The sequence below is a fragment of the Maribacter sp. TH_r10 genome (genome assembly GCF_033101095.1).
In the GTDB taxonomy this organism is placed as follows: domain Bacteria; phylum Bacteroidota; class Bacteroidia; order Flavobacteriales; family Flavobacteriaceae; genus Maribacter_A; species Maribacter_A luteus.
Genome location: NZ_JAWMPY010000004.1, coordinates 94,070 through 109,971, shown reverse-complemented (window position 1 = coordinate 109,971; position 15,902 = coordinate 94,070). Strand labels below are relative to the sequence as shown.

General features: G+C 38.5%; 17 protein-coding genes. 9 read left to right on the top strand and 8 right to left on the bottom strand.

What is annotated here, in order from left to right; genetic code table 11:
• Positions 1–174: 174 nt before the first annotated feature.
• The 4 genes from R3X28_RS11670 to R3X28_RS11655 form a co-directional block, all read right to left on the bottom strand.
• Positions 175–1,050: a mechanosensitive ion channel family protein gene (locus tag R3X28_RS11670; protein WP_154366408.1), complete on the bottom strand. Its 876-nt coding sequence runs from the start codon at positions 1,048–1,050 to the stop codon at positions 175–177.
• Positions 1,051–1,147: 97 nt separating this feature from the next.
• Positions 1,148–1,354: a DUF6327 family protein gene (locus R3X28_RS11665; protein WP_317664457.1), complete on the bottom strand. Its 207-nt coding sequence runs from the start codon at positions 1,352–1,354 to the stop codon at positions 1,148–1,150.
• Entirely contained in the window at positions 1,354–1,701 is a 348-nt protein-coding gene (locus R3X28_RS11660; RefSeq protein WP_317664455.1) for a hypothetical protein, read from the bottom strand. The genes R3X28_RS11665 and R3X28_RS11660 overlap by 1 nt, the downstream gene beginning before the upstream one ends.
• On the bottom strand, positions 1,701–2,033 hold the full coding sequence (locus R3X28_RS11655; RefSeq protein ID WP_317664453.1) for a YtxH domain-containing protein: 333 nt from the start codon (positions 2,031–2,033) through the stop codon (positions 1,701–1,703). Before R3X28_RS11655 ends, R3X28_RS11660 begins: the two co-directional genes overlap by 1 nt.
• Positions 2,034–2,286: 253 nt before the next feature.
• Here R3X28_RS11655 and R3X28_RS11650 point away from each other — a divergent pair, with 253 nt between their 5' ends.
• From R3X28_RS11650 to R3X28_RS11625, 6 genes are all read left to right on the top strand, one after another.
• The gene (locus R3X28_RS11650; RefSeq protein ID WP_317664451.1) at positions 2,287–3,129 is read left to right on the top strand and encodes a hypothetical protein; all 843 of its coding nucleotides are present in this window, start codon (positions 2,287–2,289) and stop codon (positions 3,127–3,129) included.
• Positions 3,130–3,238: 109 nt separating this feature from the next.
• Complete coding sequence (locus R3X28_RS11645) at positions 3,239–4,255, top strand: LD-carboxypeptidase (protein WP_317664449.1); 1,017 nt, start codon at positions 3,239–3,241, stop codon at positions 4,253–4,255.
• Between the two features lie 219 nt (positions 4,256–4,474).
• Positions 4,475–4,960 carry a hypothetical protein gene (locus R3X28_RS11640; RefSeq protein WP_317664447.1) on the top strand — a complete coding sequence of 162 codons (486 nt, stop codon included), beginning with the start codon at positions 4,475–4,477 and terminating at the stop codon, positions 4,958–4,960.
• Between the two features lie 133 nt (positions 4,961–5,093).
• On the top strand, positions 5,094–5,993 hold the full coding sequence (locus R3X28_RS11635) for a PIG-L family deacetylase (protein WP_317664445.1): 900 nt from the start codon (positions 5,094–5,096) through the stop codon (positions 5,991–5,993).
• A 207-nt stretch (positions 5,994–6,200) separates the two neighbouring features.
• Complete coding sequence (locus tag R3X28_RS11630) at positions 6,201–7,391, top strand: TlpA disulfide reductase family protein (RefSeq protein ID WP_317664443.1); 1,191 nt, start codon at positions 6,201–6,203, stop codon at positions 7,389–7,391.
• Positions 7,392–7,566: 175 nt separating this feature from the next.
• Positions 7,567–8,925: a DEAD/DEAH box helicase gene (locus R3X28_RS11625; RefSeq protein ID WP_317664441.1), complete on the top strand. Its 1,359-nt coding sequence runs from the start codon at positions 7,567–7,569 to the stop codon at positions 8,923–8,925.
• Between the two features lie 162 nt (positions 8,926–9,087).
• On the opposite strand, the gene R3X28_RS11620 is transcribed toward R3X28_RS11625, so the two are convergent.
• The 4 genes from R3X28_RS11620 to R3X28_RS11605 form a co-directional block, all read right to left on the bottom strand.
• The gene (locus tag R3X28_RS11620) at positions 9,088–9,813 is read right to left on the bottom strand and encodes a LytTR family DNA-binding domain-containing protein (protein ID WP_317664440.1); all 726 of its coding nucleotides are present in this window, start codon (positions 9,811–9,813) and stop codon (positions 9,088–9,090) included.
• Between the two features lie 4 nt (positions 9,814–9,817).
• Positions 9,818–10,852, bottom strand: a complete 1,035-nt coding sequence (locus R3X28_RS11615; RefSeq protein WP_282054208.1) for a sensor histidine kinase — start codon at positions 10,850–10,852, stop codon at positions 9,818–9,820.
• On the bottom strand, positions 10,849–11,199 hold the full coding sequence (locus R3X28_RS11610) for a DUF4907 domain-containing protein (protein ID WP_154366432.1): 351 nt from the start codon (positions 11,197–11,199) through the stop codon (positions 10,849–10,851). The genes R3X28_RS11615 and R3X28_RS11610 overlap by 4 nt, the downstream gene beginning before the upstream one ends.
• Before the next feature lie 81 nt (positions 11,200–11,280).
• Positions 11,281–12,276, bottom strand: coding sequence for a Kelch repeat-containing protein (locus R3X28_RS11605; RefSeq protein WP_154366434.1), 996 nt, complete (start codon positions 12,274–12,276; stop codon positions 11,281–11,283).
• A gap of 248 nt (positions 12,277–12,524) precedes the next feature.
• Between R3X28_RS11605 and R3X28_RS11600 the strand changes: the two genes are divergently transcribed.
• From R3X28_RS11600 to R3X28_RS11590, 3 genes are all read left to right on the top strand, one after another.
• Positions 12,525–13,820 carry a DUF4270 family protein gene (locus R3X28_RS11600; protein WP_317664435.1) on the top strand — a complete coding sequence of 432 codons (1,296 nt, stop codon included), beginning with the start codon at positions 12,525–12,527 and terminating at the stop codon, positions 13,818–13,820.
• On the top strand, positions 13,804–15,060 hold the full coding sequence (locus R3X28_RS11595) for a hypothetical protein (protein ID WP_317664433.1): 1,257 nt from the start codon (positions 13,804–13,806) through the stop codon (positions 15,058–15,060). The genes R3X28_RS11600 and R3X28_RS11595 overlap by 17 nt, the downstream gene beginning before the upstream one ends.
• 122 nt (positions 15,061–15,182) lie before the next feature.
• Positions 15,183–15,761 (top strand): DUF6515 family protein, encoded by a 579-nt coding sequence (locus tag R3X28_RS11590; protein ID WP_282054203.1) that lies wholly within the window; start codon positions 15,183–15,185, stop codon positions 15,759–15,761.
• The last annotated feature ends 141 nt before the right edge of the window (positions 15,762–15,902 follow it).

The window sequence follows — 15,902 nt, the reverse complement described above, 5'->3', positions numbered from 1 at the left end:
TGTTTTTTTAGATTATCAAGGTATTTTTTGAGATGGGTCCTATGTAACATCTTTGGTTTGCCATTGTTATAGTCTTGTTCTGGTAATGTGACTATAGTATTAAGATTCTTTTTCAATTAACTTCTTCTTGTTCCGTTATCCAGGAAGAAAGAAGAAATGAAGGATTTTAACCCTTTATTCGGCCGTGATTTCAATAGGTTTAGGGAAATCCAAAGTGCGAATGGGGAAAGGTATGTTTATATCGTTGGCATCAAAAGCCTTCTTAATTGCGATAATGGCATTAGTCTTCGCCTTAAGGACTTCAAGTCCGGAGGTGGAATTGATCCAAAACCGTGTTTGAAAGTTGATGGAACTGTCACCAAATCCGGTATACAGGAAAATAACCTCATTCGTGGTCTCAACCGCCTCAAAATTTTCAACTATTGTTTTGATAACAAGTTCCCGAACAAATTCAAGGTCTGAGGAATAGCCCACACCACACTCTAGTATAACCCTGGATTGTGCGGTGGAGGAAAAGTTCTTAATGGGGTTTTCCAATACCAATTTATTGGGAATATAGACCAGATTGTTATCGATTTCCTTAATGGTCACCGAGCGAAGGTCAATATCCACGATTTCACCAGAGTAGTTGTTGGTTTGTATCCAATCCCCGAATTTCAAGTGTTTTATATAGGATAAGACGATTCCGGAATAGGTGTTTGCCAAAGCACCTTGTAAAGCTAGTCCCACTGCTAACCCGGCCACTCCGGCACCGGTAAGGATGGTGTTCAAGGTTTTGCTCAGATCCAGGATTCCCAAAATCAAAAACAGCCCCAATAAAATTACGAATACCGAAACCAACCTCGATATAACCTGCCTCATAGAAGGTTGTAATTTGCTTTTGCCCAATAATTTGAGCGTTAGTTTGCTAATATATTTAGATAGGATTATGGCCATAATGAACACCATGATCGCGATGATGATATTCGGTAGATTAATTATCAATTGGTCTACCCATCCTTCAATACGGTCGATCATTTTTTTCCAGGCTTCACCTATTTTTAAATTCATGGGTTGTATTTGTTTGTTTTATTATGATGTATTTTTTTTAATAATCGGATGACAATATCCCATATTCATGGGCATTCCGGCAATTGGTAATCTATATTCAGCGCAACATCTTTTTCAGGAGTATTAGGGCTCCGTATTTTTTCACCCCCTTGAAGAGGGTCGCGATCCAATTGATCGGTTGCAGGTCTTCTTTGATCTGATGTTTGGTCAGTTTCAACTCTTCCATTTGTATTTTTCGCTCTAGATTCAAAGTATGGAGTTTCAATTTAATTTCCTTTAAGGAGTTGTAGGGTCTTTTGTCCATTAGTCAAAAAAGTTTTCTGAGAGTTTAACGATTATCAATTTTTCAATTCGTTTCCTTACCAAGTAAATTATACCGATTAGGGCAAAGAACAATACGGAGACTACGAGGTATCCTAAGGCTGCGTTATCAAAATAATCACCGATCGCCGATGCGCCTGCAACCGCCAAGAAGATGAGGCCCAAGATGCAAAGGCCAAAATAGACGGCCAATTTGCACCCTGTAACCGAAAGAAGCGCCAGTTGCTGAAATACTTTAAGTTCGTAGTATTTCTTAGTGGTCTTTATATAGGCCTCTCCTTTATCCACGGCGGCAGTACTGGTGTTGTCCAATGCTTCGATAATACCCATTACGATGTTTTCTGTAATTTTTTGTTCTTTGTTTTAAGGTCTGCCAATTTTTTTTCCAAGGTGGTAATGACATCCTCGGTCTTATGGCTTACGTCTGAGACGATGTTTTCCAATTGGTGATCTAGGGTCTCGCGTTTAGAGGCCACCGTGATGGCTGCCTTATCCCTAAGATCCATGGTAGATTCCGCGATAGAATCTCTTGTGGCTTCCGCTTGTTCCGCTATTCTTTTTCGTGTTACCGAGCCTTTGTCGGGAGCAAAAAGAATTCCTAATGCGGCTCCTATTGCTGTTCCGGCCAAGACGCCCAATAATGTATTTCCATTGTCTTTCATATGATAATTTTTAAAGGTTAATACTCGATTTTCTTACTACAAATATCCCCTGATATACTGGTTTCGATTGACGCAATACAACAAATTGTTGCCGTGGAAAATTGGGGCCTGCTAAGAAAAGAAAGGAAGCGGGTTGTTTTTTATGGGTTTTCGGAGTCGAAAATTTTAAGAACGGATTCCTTCTAAAAGGGAATTGTAGTAACTTGTTGTTATGTTTAATAATTTGACTGCATATTGTAAAACCATATAAAATATGTCACTTTCTAGAATAAAATATCACAAGCTAAGGGAATACTGGAAAAATGAAGCGACGGATTTTTCAGAATGGTTGGCTAAAAAACAAAACTTAGAGCTTTTGTCCAAAACTATTGGGATTCCGCTTGAATTTCTAAAAAGAGAAGCCAGTAATAATTCAAGATTAAGAGTTGATATTTTGGCAAGAAATAAAGAAACAGGGGAGGTCGTAATAATAGAAAATCAATTAGAGAAAACAGACCATTCTCATCTTGGGAAACTTGTAACTTATGCCTCAATTTTTGAATCACGAACAATAATTTGGATAGTAAGAAGTATCAGACCTGAACATGAACTAGCTATAAGCTGGCTTAACAACAATTCAAAAGAACCAGTAAATATTTTTTTAATACGGATTGATTTGATTTCAATTATGGACTCTAAATGGGCTCCGTTATTCACAGTTATTTCAAAACCAGTGAACCATAATTTACCCCAATTAAAAATGGAATTTTTGGATAGTACTATTAAGGCTATCGAGAAAAAAGAAAAAATTGAGAAAGAAGTAATGGATTATAGAATACTTGATTTCTTTGATAAATATATTAAACTAGATACTTCATATACTAAGCATAAAACCTCAAGTAAATGTAAAGGAATACTGGAAATGCTTCTTGATTTTAATAGTGAGGTATATCAGAAATATAATATACGAATGGGGCGAGAACTTAAGCGGGACTTATTGCTTTGGTCTGAATTACGCGATTTGGAATTGAATCAAAAACATTTTGAAAGAACTGGGAACAGAGACCTGAAAACCGGCGGCAAAGAATATTTCATAATATCACGCAAAAAAAGATAGTACAACAAACCTTCCTATAAAAACCTTAGTCCAGTTCATTATGGTAAATCCATATTTTTTTGTTTACTTGAATCAATTTTTAGGTTAACCGGTTTCAAAATATATCCTCATGAAAAGAAGACCCTTTATCAAAAGCATGGCAATAGGCACAACGGCCATTTTTGCCACTTCCAATCTTAAAGCCAATACAACAAATACAGATAGAAAAGAGAAAAGGATCAAACCTGAAAGACTTACTAAAGGCGATACCGTAACCTTAATCGCCCCAGGAGGTCCGGTGAATGACGAAAAGATAGAATTATCAGTAAAGAATCTTGAGGCTTTAGGGCTTCAAGTAAAACTTGCGAAAAATGTAAGGGCCAAAAGAGGCTATATGGCCGGGACCGATGCACAAAGGCTTGCAGACCTGCACAATGCCTTTCGGGATACAGACACAAAGGCCATTTGGTGTGTTCGGGGAGGTGATGGTTGCAATAGGTTGTTACCTCTTATCGATTATGGCTTGGTTAAGGAAAACCCGAAAATCTTGATCGGTTTCAGTGATATTACGGCCTTATTGAACGCCATATACCGTAAAACTGGACTGGTTGGTCTTCATGGCCCTATCGGCGCCTGGGATTTTACCGATTTTAATAAAGAACATGTCAATGCGATCGTATTCGATGGAGGGGCGGGCCATAGTATTGATGGTACCGAAAAAACGGTAACCCTTGCCGAAGGGAAGTCAACCGGAAAATTGATCGGCGGTAACCTTAGTTTGTTGGCTGCCTTGGCCGGAACGGGTTATGATAACGACTTTAAGGATAAAATAGTTTTTATTGAGGATGTTGGTGAAAAACCACGCAAGGTCGATAGAATGTTGACCCAACTTCGGCAAGCGAATAACCTTAAAAAGGCGAGTGGTATCATTTTGGGTGAATTTGCCGATTGTAATCCAGGGGAGGGCGATGTTTCTCTGAGCTTGATAGAGACATTGAAAGATCGGTTGTTAGACTTGAACATTCCTATTTTATATGATTTTCCATTTGGTCACGACAATAATTTATGCACATTGCCCGTGGGTATCGAAATAGAACTCGATGCTTCCAATAAAAGGGTAACGCTGAAAGAAAACGCTACCCTATAATTTTCCCATACGATTTCGGGCCTAGTTACCCATCCTTTGAAAGCCTTTCGCTCTTTTGTTAAACTGTATGGTTTGTGAAGGGGTATAGGGAATAATTGGTTATATTTAAGTACATGTTCTTTTTTGTGGCATTCAAAAGTAAAGCACATTCTTCCCCCATATGTTTGATAGGTTGGCATTGTACGTAATACGTCATACCCTAAATTTAAATTGCACATTATGAAAAATCTGATTTTTGTCATTATGTTGGTTTTAAGTAGTCATACATATGCACAAAGTGCTTCGGAAACCACAAATATTTATCTGCGGGTATTTGATATGCAAGGCAAAAAGATAGGAAAAGGGAAAATGCTTTCTATGTTGAAAACATCCCTAATATTGAGCCGGAACGGGGAACCTGTGGAAATTCCGGTCAGTAATATCGGGTCTATTAAGACGAAACGTTCAGGAGGGAACAATATGCTTATTGGGGCATCGGTCGGTGCAGGGGCAATGGCAATCGTAGGTGCGGCTACCGCAGATCCAGATGCCGCATTATTTGCATATAACGCCGGAGAAGGTGCAGCGATTGGGACTCTTTTTGGAGGAACTGTAGGGGCAATGGTCGGTGGGGTCACTACCCTATTTAAAAAATCCAAATCTTATGAAATAAACGGGAATCAGGAAAAATGGAAAGCCTTTTCAGAAATAATTATAAATGATTGATTTTTGTAAATCATCCCTTATATACCACCTCCTGTATCGTTCGCCACTCATGATTTTCCTCGGGAAAAACCCTTGTTCCGGAACACTATTTTCAACTTTATGTGTTAACTTGGTCTTTGCGTAAAAACCAACCATGAATACGTTCAGATTCCTATTGAACCTAAGGTTATTAGTGAAAATAACGCAATCAAAAATCGATAAATTGAAAAAGCCTTTATTAATTTTTACTGCTATTCTTTTGTTGTTTTCCTGCAAGGAGCAAAACGGCACAGAACAGGAGATCGGGTTGGCAAGTAATAAGGATAAGTCCTTAATGGTCATATTTGCCCATCCGGATGACGAGATCGTTATTTCTCCCATTCTGTCAAAATATGCCAACGAAGATGTAACTATCCACTCGGTCATTGTAACAGACGGTTCTAAAGGAGTAACCCCACATGCCAATATCCCTGCCGGGGATGCACTGGCTAAGGTGCGATCAAAAGAGGCATTGTGCGTCACAAAAACCTTGGGCATTGATCCCCCGATTTTTTTGAATTATATGGATGGCGATTTAGCACTAAAGGAAAACATCTATACGTTGGATGACAAAATCGATAGCTTGTTCACGAAATACCAGCCCGATGTTGTAATTACCTTTGGACCCGGAGGGCAATATGGACATCCAGACCATCGTATTGTCAGTAATATCGTTACCGAAGTTTTTCAGCGGGAAGCATCCGAGTCCTTGCAACAACTCCTTTATTATGGCTTTCCCAATGAGGCTGTGAACAAGGGGCTATATTTGAAAACGGATTTGGTCAAGTGGATGAATGATAATCTGAAAACTACACAAAAGAGATTTCTTACTTATAGAATACCTTTTGATGCACAAAATTTGAAATTGGGAAAGGAAGCATCAAGTTGTCATAAATCCCAATACACCCCAGATGATATCGACGATCTATTCGCTATCATGGGGCAAACAGGCGGATTGATCTATTTTAGGCCTTGGAATGGATCCAGTGCTATCAAAGACAATATTTTTGATTGATAAAAAGGGCATCTGGAGAATCGTTCTAAATTAGGTTTTGGTTGGTTATGTGCTAATTGTTTCATTGTTCGGTATATTGTATTTTCGGTGGAAGAAAATAGAGGTTATGTCCAAGTCCCATCTTTTTAAATTTCTATAATTTGTTAATTTAATTACCAAAAGGGGAGTCGTAACCTTATACCTTTGTGGGTGTTAATCGAACAAAAAATGAGAACCGACCCTATTAAAAACATTGCTGGCCTTATAATCTTGGCCTTTACTTTAATGGCTTGTAATTCCCCATCGTATATATCAGGGAAATTGGAAGGCGTTCCAGAAGGGGACGCGAATATTTATCTTATTCGACCAGATAACCTACGGGAGGTCGCTGCTTCCTATTTTGGTAAGGTCATAGATTCGGCAGTGGTAAATCCTGATGGTACATTTGAATTTGAGAACTTGCCAGAAGATGAAGAGCCCGTATTGTTGGAAATGGCCATACAACAACCCGGGAAGTTTCCTAATTATTTAAATACCGATGACCCTACCAGGTCAAACTTCATGCCTGTATTATGGCAATCGGGAGAACCTCTTAAAATCACGGCCAGCTTTGATGAATTCCAGAAGAGTTTTGCAATTGAAAACCCTTCAGAAATCAATAGGGCTCTGATAAGACTTAGGGATGTAAACCTAAAGGCTTATAAGACCTATCTGGAAGGAAAGCAATGGCATGTAGAGGATGGGAAACAATTGATGGATAAAGAACATGCTGTTTTACAATATAGGAAAGAACTGATGAAGTACGCCGATAGTGCAAGGGATCTTATTCCCGCATTGGTAGCGTTACGTTTGGTGAGCCCCGAAGATGATTATGAACGTGTACCTGAATTCTTGGTGGGCCAATGCGAAAAATGGAAAAAAGAACAACCCGGACACCCGTGGGTAGAACAACTTTGTAAACAAAGTGAACCCTCCAATTTACCCGTACTGGTTGGGGATGAATTTCCAGATTTACAGTTACCCATGATAACAAAGGATACACTTTTACTCAAAGACCAATTGGGCCACAAACTTACGATTGTAGACTTATGGGCATCTTGGTGTGCTCCCTGTAGATTGGAAAATCGCGAGGTTTTGGTCCCTATTTGGAACCAATACCATGACAAGGGATTGCAGATTATCGCCTACGGATTGGAGAGTAACGAGTCAGGATGGAAACGTGCCGTAGAACGTGACGGTGCAGAACTTTGGTTACAGGCATCGGATTTAAAAGGTGATGAAACCCCTTTCTTAAAAAGAATACGTATTAATACCATACCGGCCAATTTTATCCTGGATGAAAAGGGGGTTGTCCTTGCTAAGAACGTTCATGGAAAGGCTCTACAGGATTGGGTGAAAATTTATATGGATAAACCATAATCCCCTTTATTCAAATAAATCCTAAAATTGAACATTGGGGTTTGGTCAAAATCCTCGAAAGTGCTGTTGGGTCAAATTTTTCGGTTTTTCGAATTTATTGCCCCCAAAATGAGACTTTTACGTTTATTTCGTGCAAAAACACCTTTAGTACGATTTTTCTTGATTACTTTACAAAATGGACAATTTCGAAGATTATAAAATCAAAAAACAATTAAAAAAGGCCTTGGCCGATTTAGGGTTTGAGGAGCCAACACCCATTCAGGAGGCGTCCTATAGCACTATTTTGGGTGGCTCCGATTTTGTGGGAATCGCACAGACCGGAACCGGGAAAACAATGGCCTACTTACTACCGATTTTAAAGGATTTGAATTTTTCCGATCAAACTCACCCTAGGGTATTGATTTTAGCGCCTACAAGGGAGCTGGTCATTCAAATAGTTGAACAAATAGAGGAATTGTCGGTTTACATGAGTGTTAGGGTAGTAGGGGTTTATGGTGGCAGTAATAATATTAACCGCCAAAAAAGAGCTGTTGCCGAAGGACAGGATATCGTTGTCGGTACTCCCAGAAGGTTGTACGATCTTGCCCTTTCCAATGTCTTAAGATTAAAATCAATAAAAAAACTTGTTATTGATGAGGTAGATATTATGTTGGATTTTGGTTATAAAACCCAGTTAAAGAACATTTTTGAATACTTACCGAAAAAACGTCAGAACATATTATTCTCTGCTACGATGACGACCTATGTTGATGAATTGATGAACGATTTTTTGGTTAACCCAAATAAGAAAACCATAGCTGTCAGTGGTACCCCTTTGAAGACTATTAGTCAGGAGGCCTATGCCGTGCCTAATTTTTATACCAAGGCGAATTTACTAAACCATCTATTACAAGATAAAGATGAATACAGTAAAGTATTGATTTTCGTTGCGACCAAGATAATTGCCGATAGACTATTTGAAGTACTGGATTTTGAATCGGAAGTTTCGGTTATCCATGCAAGCAAGGAACAAAACCATCGTTCCAAATCAATAGAAAAATTCGAAAAAGGAACGAGCAGGATCCTGATAGCGACCGATGTAATCGCCCGTGGAATCGATATAGAAAAGATAAGTACCGTAATCAGTTTTGATACGCCATTTTATCCTGAAAATTATATCCACAGAATAGGGAGAACAGGAAGGGCCGGGGAACAAGGGAGGTCCATTCTTCTCTATAATGAAAAGGAAGAACCCCTAAAGGATGCGATTGAGAGTTTGATGAAATACAAAATACCGTTCATTGAATTACCAAAGGAAGTGGAGGTAAGTACCCAACTTACCCCTGAGGAAGAAATAAAACCGATAAGTCCAGAAGACGGGACCGATAAGGATCCCGGTATTGAAAGTGGGGCTGCCTTTCATAAGAAATCGGCCAAGAACAGTAAAGAAAAAGGAGGGGTAAAAAGCTATGAACGAAAATTAAAAAAGAAGTACAAAAAACCACAAAAACGGGGTGATAAGATCCAAAATAAAAAAAGGAGGAATAAGCGGTAATGTGATAAGCAATAAAGCCATCCCGGCCGGGAAACAAGGAATCTTCAGGTTAAATAGACAATCGTGTTAAATTCACGAATACCTTAAAACCCAATTTGAGTTAATTTAAACAGTATTTTATCCGATCCCATAGGAATGAAACCTATGGATCTCTGAGCCTTTTTAGATACCCAAACTAGAAAAGAACTGCGCTTTATGGCTATCACCGATAGGTATGCGTATATCGTCGATTACGATGCGATTACGTTGAACTGTACGTATGAAATTCACATTGACCACAAATGATTTATGAACGCGGATAAATTGGTTCGGGGGTAGTTTATCCATCAGTTCTTTAAAACTTAACAGGGTCAAAATAGTCTTGTTGGAGTCTACGATATGTATTTTGAGATAATCCTTTAGACCTTGGATGTATTGAATGTCATCAAGGTTGATCTTTACACTTTCATGTTCTGATTTCACGAAAATGAATTTTTGGTTTTCGGTAGTTTCCCCGTTAGAAGGAAAAACATTGGCCATGATCGGTTGTTCTTTTAGGGACATAAGCTCCTTTACCCTGGATACGGCTTTTATGAACCGGTGGTACGGAATGGGTTTTACCAGATAATCCGTGGCATTCAACTCAAAACCTTCAACAGCATATTGAGAATAGGCTGTCGTAAAAATGAAATAAGGGCGATTTTCCAAAGCGCTAATGAATTCGAGTCCGCTTATCTGTGGCATTTCTATATCACAGAAAATAAGATCCACCTGTTTTTCTTTAATAACCGAAATGGCATCCAAAGGATTGGTATAACTACCAACCTCCTCAAGGAAGCCTAATTTTTTGCAATAGCCGGACAATACTTCAATTGCCAAAGGCTCGTCATCGATAATTATACAGTTCATGGTTTCAGAGATTTATTATTAGATCAACTTCATAGATTTCCCCATCATCGGCTATTCGTAATTCATGTGAATTGGGGTAGAGGTATTTAAGTCTGTTCTTTACATTTTCGAGACCCAGACCACTACTTTTCGTTTTTGGCTTTTGGTTGCCTATACTGTTCACAATATTAAAGTGTATAGACTTATCTTGAATCAAAAAGTTTATTTTGATCATTGTTTTTCCATTATAATCCGTGCCATATTTAAAGGCGTTTTCGATAAAGGAAATAAAGAGGAGGGGCGGTATTTTTATGTTGCTGTCGTCACCTGAAACTTTCAGGTGTACATTTTCACTATTGGCAAGTCGTAGGCGCTGTAAGGCTACATAGCTTCTGATGTATTCAATTTCCTTGCTGATCGGTACGTTGCCCTTATCGGCCTCATACAGCATATAACGCATTAATTCCGATAGGTTGATTATAGCCTCAGAAGTGTCGTTCGATTTTTTTACCGACAAGGAATAGATCGTATTGAGGGAATTGAACAGAAAATGTGGATTCAATTGCGCCTTGAAAAATTGCAGTTCTGACTCTACCTTTTCTTTTTCTATTGATTTTCTTAGGCTTTCATTTTTTTGCCAGCCAACATAAACCCTTAACATTGTTGAGAATAAAAAAGGAACACCGAAATTTACAACGGGTATCAAGGGAAAACGAAAAGCCAGAAGGTCATTTTGATGAGGTTCCATACGATGAAGGGGATTGGCGAATTGGTTCATTTCCGGAGGACGGAAGAACTTATGCATTACATAGGAAATTATGCCAATAAGCGCTATGGAAACTACAAGATATATTATTTTTCTTCCGTTTAACAGAAGTTGGGGCACTAGAATGAAATAATTTAAATAGAACAGTAATGTTGCTGTAATCATTTTTAACCACATACCTCCGGGTACGGGTTGTGAGAGTGAAAAGAAGGGATATAAAAGCAGACCATAAAGGGCGCACCATAAAAATAGGTGAACCAATATTTGTGGTATGTTCTTTTTATAAAGGATCATTCATTTTTTATTTTGTCAGAAGGGATATCAATATGTAATCCCTTAATATCTGAAACCGATAATCTAGGATCTTCGCCGTTCAATAATTTATCGATAACCAAATCGGCCGTTTTTTTGGCGTCTTCTGCCGAGGTGAAGACTTGACTTCCTTGTATTGCCGGAATACTTCCTTGTTGGATCAAGATCCTTTTGTGGTCTAATATACGATAACCAAATCCGTTTCCAACTTTGAAAACCTCTGAATGCAAGGGTTTATTCTGGTTACCATTGTAGAAGTAGTAAAGGCCGCCTAGAATTAAGACACCAAGACCAACTAGAATCAATATTTTTTTCAGTGATATTTTCATCTATGTACATTTATTAAATGGGGCGGTACTTATGAAAAATACCGCCCCATTACTCAACTAATTCAACAATCAATTATTAACTTAATCTTCATCGTCATATTCATCAAACGGAAATAACTCATATATGTCGTCTAAATAAAGGCTACTGGTACGACCAAGGCCTACAACTGCCCGTGATCCATTGGAAAAGGCTATTGGGTCTTGTCTAGAGGTGCCCTCCAAACTTGTCCTATCATCCCAAGTATCATCACTTGGGTCGTATTGCCAAACAGAGGTCAAAGTACCTCCTGAAGTACCACAGGCGATATAGCCATATCCATTGATCGTGAACCCTACGGCATTACTTCTTGCAATACTATAATCATCTTCTTCATCCAATGGCAATTTCTCGGTCCATGTTTCAGTACTAGGGTCAAATACCCAAAAATCATCAGGGTATGAACCATTGGAAACCCCTGTTCCAAGATAAACAAGGTCATTTAAGATAAAAGTTGTGGCAGACCTTCTCTTGTCCCCGCCAAAACCTACCATTTCGGACCATGTGTCGGTGCTAGGGTCATATTTCCAAAAATCCTTACGGTCGTTGTCGCCATCGTAACCGGTTCCGAAATATCCATAACCGTTAATTCCAAAGGCTATCGCACTTCGTCTTGGGCTTGCAGGGGTAGAGGCGATCTGTGTCCATGTGTTCGAACTTGGGTCGTAAGCATAAAAATCATCAAGTTCATCCAATCCGTCATAGCCCGAACCAATATATCCAGTTCCGTTTATTTGAAAACCTACACCGGCATTTCTGGCGCTTCCGGGGAAATCGGCTTTTTGAGACCAATAATCACCATCCATATCATAGGCCCAAAAAGAGGTAAGGTAATCATCACCGTCATATCCGGTTCCCATATAGCCTATATTACCGATAGTAAAACCGGATACACCACTTCGGGCGCTGCCATCAAAAACCGATCTTTCTATCCAGTTACCTTCATATTCATCGTCATCACTAGAACAACTCGATAATGTAAAAAGTACAACGCCCATTATGGCTATATGTTTAAAGTGGTATTGTAGTAATTCTTTCATAATGTCTTTTTGTTTTGCCTTTGGCTTCATTTTAAATTTTATTCAAAACTAACCTACGACTGTTAGGCTTGAAACTGAAATAGATGAAGTTGGCTATTTAACATATGAAACCTGTAATTTCATCTACCAATTTGGTCCCATGGTTAATAGGTAAAATCGCCTAGTTCGTCTTGTAACTATCGGGTTTCGTCTATTGTGGTTTCCGACTATATACATAGCATATACTTTTATGGTCAAATCAAATTTTTATGAAGAATATACTTGGTATAGTTTGTTGTCTCGTGTTATGCGTTTCGTGTAGCGATGATATGTTGAACGATTCCGATTTTGTTGTAAGTGAAACCTTTACCGAAAGCAATATACGTGTACTACAATTAGATACCCTAACCACCAGATTGTCTACCATGAAGTTCGACAGTATAATTACCTCTCAAGGTTCTCGAATGTTGGTAGGTAAATACAATGACCCGATTTTCGGAAACATGAAAAGTTCAAGTTTCATTGAAATGGTGCCGTCTTCCTATAGTATTGATGAGGATGCGGTATACGATAGTATCGTTTTTATACTTAGGTACGACAATTACTATTACAACGATACCTTGGTACAGAATACCGTACATATAAAACCCTTGATAGAGGAACTTCAACCTGCTGACGATTCGGATTTCTATAATTCGAGCATCATTGGTTTCGATGAGGAAGATCTTGGTTCATTGACCTTTGTTCCCAGGCCTTTGGAAAAAGATTCCTTAGCGGTAAGGTTAAGTGATGCTTTTGGTTCGGAATTATTCGATAAGCTCCAGGATCAAACCTTGACCGATTACGATGAGTTCGTTAACTATTTTCATGGGTTGACCATACGACCCGATGATAGTATTAACGGTACGATTCTCGGTTTTTCACTATCCTCCGATATGCGTCTTTACTACAGTATTTCGGGTGAAACCGATGTAGAAGAGTATTATACCGATTTTACGATTAACACCAGTAGTTCCCCCATTCCTTTTTTTAATCAGATATCTGCCGATGGACCCAATGAATATCTATCGGTATTAACAGATAATGAGGTGAATCTCTATAGTGAGGATTCGGAGGACCAAAGTTTTGTGCAGTCAGGTATGGGTGTTACCACACGTATAGAGTTTCCCTATTTAAAATCTGTAGGTGATATCGAGGGCCAGGGGACTTTACTTGGTGCTACTTTAAGAATAAAGCCTAAAGAAAGTTCTTATAATGATAATTTGATTTTGAGGGATACCCTTTCGGTTTACGTTGTTGACCAAAACAATGACCTGTTGGGAGACCTTGGGTTATATGCTATTTTAAATAGGAACAATGAAGAATTCAACGATATCTATTACGAAGTGTCATTAAGTAGTTATTTGGAAGATTTATTGGAAACCGATGAGGAATCGTCCGATGCTTTGATCTTACTGCCTTCGAATTACAATTCTACCTTAGACCGGTTTGTACTGGATGCGGATTATGAGAATGAAGGTACACAACTAGAACTAATATATGCCATTTATGATGAAAATGAATAAAACCAAACTTATTACAATCGTTGTCATCCTTTTGGCATTAAATTCCATCTCGGCCCAATCCGAAGGGTTAACCAGCTCTCCTTATTCTTTATATGGGTTAGGGGTCATTAATCAAACAAGTATTGGTTTTACCAATGGTTTAGGGTTTACCGGGATAGGTATAAAGACAGATTCACAGATCAATAACCTGAATGCCGCCAATTACGCATTGATACCACAAAACTCCTTTTACTATGATATAGGTTTAAAAGGGGAGTATAATAGTTACAGTAATTCAACTGAAGACGAATCGAAAACCACCTTCAACTTTTCCAATTTGGCAGTTGCATTCCGTGTAGCCAAAGGATTGGGGGTAGGTATTTCCATGGTGCCCTATAGCGATGTTGGTTACTATTTGGTTGGACTCGAAACGAACATCGAAGGTTCTAACGAAACTTTTGAAAGTAATGTTTCCGGAGTTGGTGGACTAAGTGACCTTAGGGTAAATATTGGTTACGCGGTATTGGATAACTTAAGGTTTGGATTAAGTACTTCCTTTTTATTCGGGAGTATAGAGGAAGAAGAATCATTTGTAATTAGTCAAAGTGCTTTAAGTACAGTAGAGGAAACAAATTATTCCGGTATTCGAATGGGATTAGGAATGCAGTTCGACATAACCGATAATATCACCATTGGTAGTACAATACAATTACCAACAAGCCTTGAAGGTAATGTTAAGCGTTCAGTGGTCAAGTATTTGGATGGTTCTGAAATTACCGTTGAGGATGACGATAGTAGTTCAACCGATGATTTTGATATGCCTTTGGAAGTCGGTATAGGTTTCAGTGCAAAATTCATGGAATCATTGACCGTAAGCGGGGATTACAAAAAGAACTATTGGAGTGAAACCGGACAAGAAGAAAACCTGGGCACCTATGAAGACCAGGATATCTATTCCATTGGTCTAGAATACATTAAAGATCCAAAGAGCTATAAATATGGCCAACGAATTAGATATAGGGCCGGTTTTAATTATGATAATGGATACCTTGCAATTAATGGAACGAAAGTAGACGGGTATAACATTACAGCGGGAATCGGTTTGCCTATTGGTGCAGGACTAAGGTCTATGTTGAACCTTTCTTACAGCTATGGCTCAAAAGGACAGATCCAAAATGTATTGGTAAAGGAAAACTACCATATGCTTACCTTGAATTTAAGCCTGGCAGATTTATGGTTTCAAAAAAGAAAGATCAATTAGAGCTGTTTCTTAGGTGATCCATATCCTTTAAAATTGTGTTAATTCGGAGTAGGGTACTAAACCATTTGTTTTAAAAAACATCAAAAGACAAAATATAGATAACAATTAAAAAATCCATTATTATGAAAAAAGTAGTTATAATGATGTTAGGTTTGTTACTGACAATGACTTTTACGAATGAAGTGAATGCGCAGAAAAGAACCGCAACAAAAAGAACCACAGTAAAAAGAACGACTACCACCAAAGTAGTAAGAGTACCAAGATCTAAGGTAACTTATAAGAAACCAAGGGCAAAAGTAGTCGCAACAAGGTCTATTCCCAATAAGAGGGTGGTCGTTTCCCCAAGGGGCGTTAATTATTATTATGCCAACAACAGGTTTTATAGATCCTACAATGGGCGATATATAGCTGTTGCCCCCAAGGTAGGTCTACGAATAGGGTTTTTACCCAATGGTTATAGAACAATCGTGTTTGCGGGAAGAAACTATTTCTATTTCGACGGTATTTATTACGACCAGATCGGTGATGAATATGAAGTGGTGTATCCTGAGCTAGGAACCATTATTTATGAGTTGCCCGATGAGTATGAGAAAGTTGAGTACGATGGGCAATTGCTATATGAAGCCAATGGCGTTTTGTACGAAAGGGTACAAGTAGATGGTACCAGGGCCTATGAGGTTGTGGGTATCGTTGAGGATTAAAAGTGTAAAAGACTTTTTACCAGTAATATTAAAAAGTAGGGATAGGTGTAGAACGACCACATTCCTACTTTTTGATTTTGTATTTTTAATCATTGGATGAATTTTTTCATCCGGTTGTCCGTAAATTATTTCGGACTAATG

Coding starts and splice junctions, on each gene's coding strand:
- R3X28_RS11590 (WP_282054203.1), top strand. CDS start 15,183: ATGAAAAAAGTAGTTATAATGATGTTAGGTTTGTTACTGACAATGACT.
- R3X28_RS11640 (WP_317664447.1), top strand. CDS start 4,475: ATGAAAAATCTGATTTTTGTCATTATGTTGGTTTTAAGTAGTCATACA.
- R3X28_RS11645 (WP_317664449.1), top strand. CDS start 3,239: ATGAAAAGAAGACCCTTTATCAAAAGCATGGCAATAGGCACAACGGCC.
- R3X28_RS11600 (WP_317664435.1), top strand. CDS start 12,525: ATGAAGAATATACTTGGTATAGTTTGTTGTCTCGTGTTATGCGTTTCG.
- R3X28_RS11615 (WP_282054208.1), bottom strand. CDS start 10,852: ATGATCCTTTATAAAAAGAACATACCACAAATATTGGTTCACCTATTT.
- R3X28_RS11670 (WP_154366408.1), bottom strand. CDS start 1,050: ATGAATTTAAAAATAGGTGAAGCCTGGAAAAAAATGATCGACCGTATT.
- R3X28_RS11660 (WP_317664455.1), bottom strand. CDS start 1,701: ATGGGTATTATCGAAGCATTGGACAACACCAGTACTGCCGCCGTGGAT.
- R3X28_RS11630 (WP_317664443.1), top strand. CDS start 6,201: ATGAGAACCGACCCTATTAAAAACATTGCTGGCCTTATAATCTTGGCC.
- R3X28_RS11635 (WP_317664445.1), top strand. CDS start 5,094: ATGAATACGTTCAGATTCCTATTGAACCTAAGGTTATTAGTGAAAATA.
- R3X28_RS11665 (WP_317664457.1), bottom strand. CDS start 1,354: ATGGACAAAAGACCCTACAACTCCTTAAAGGAAATTAAATTGAAACTC.
- R3X28_RS11620 (WP_317664440.1), bottom strand. CDS start 9,813: ATGAACTGTATAATTATCGATGACGAGCCTTTGGCAATTGAAGTATTG.
- R3X28_RS11605 (WP_154366434.1), bottom strand. CDS start 12,276: ATGAAAGAATTACTACAATACCACTTTAAACATATAGCCATAATGGGC.
- R3X28_RS11655 (WP_317664453.1), bottom strand. CDS start 2,033: ATGAAAGACAATGGAAATACATTATTGGGCGTCTTGGCCGGAACAGCA.
- R3X28_RS11625 (WP_317664441.1), top strand. CDS start 7,567: ATGGACAATTTCGAAGATTATAAAATCAAAAAACAATTAAAAAAGGCC.
- R3X28_RS11650 (WP_317664451.1), top strand. CDS start 2,287: ATGTCACTTTCTAGAATAAAATATCACAAGCTAAGGGAATACTGGAAA.
- R3X28_RS11595 (WP_317664433.1), top strand. CDS start 13,804: ATGATGAAAATGAATAAAACCAAACTTATTACAATCGTTGTCATCCTT.
- R3X28_RS11610 (WP_154366432.1), bottom strand. CDS start 11,199: ATGAAAATATCACTGAAAAAAATATTGATTCTAGTTGGTCTTGGTGTC.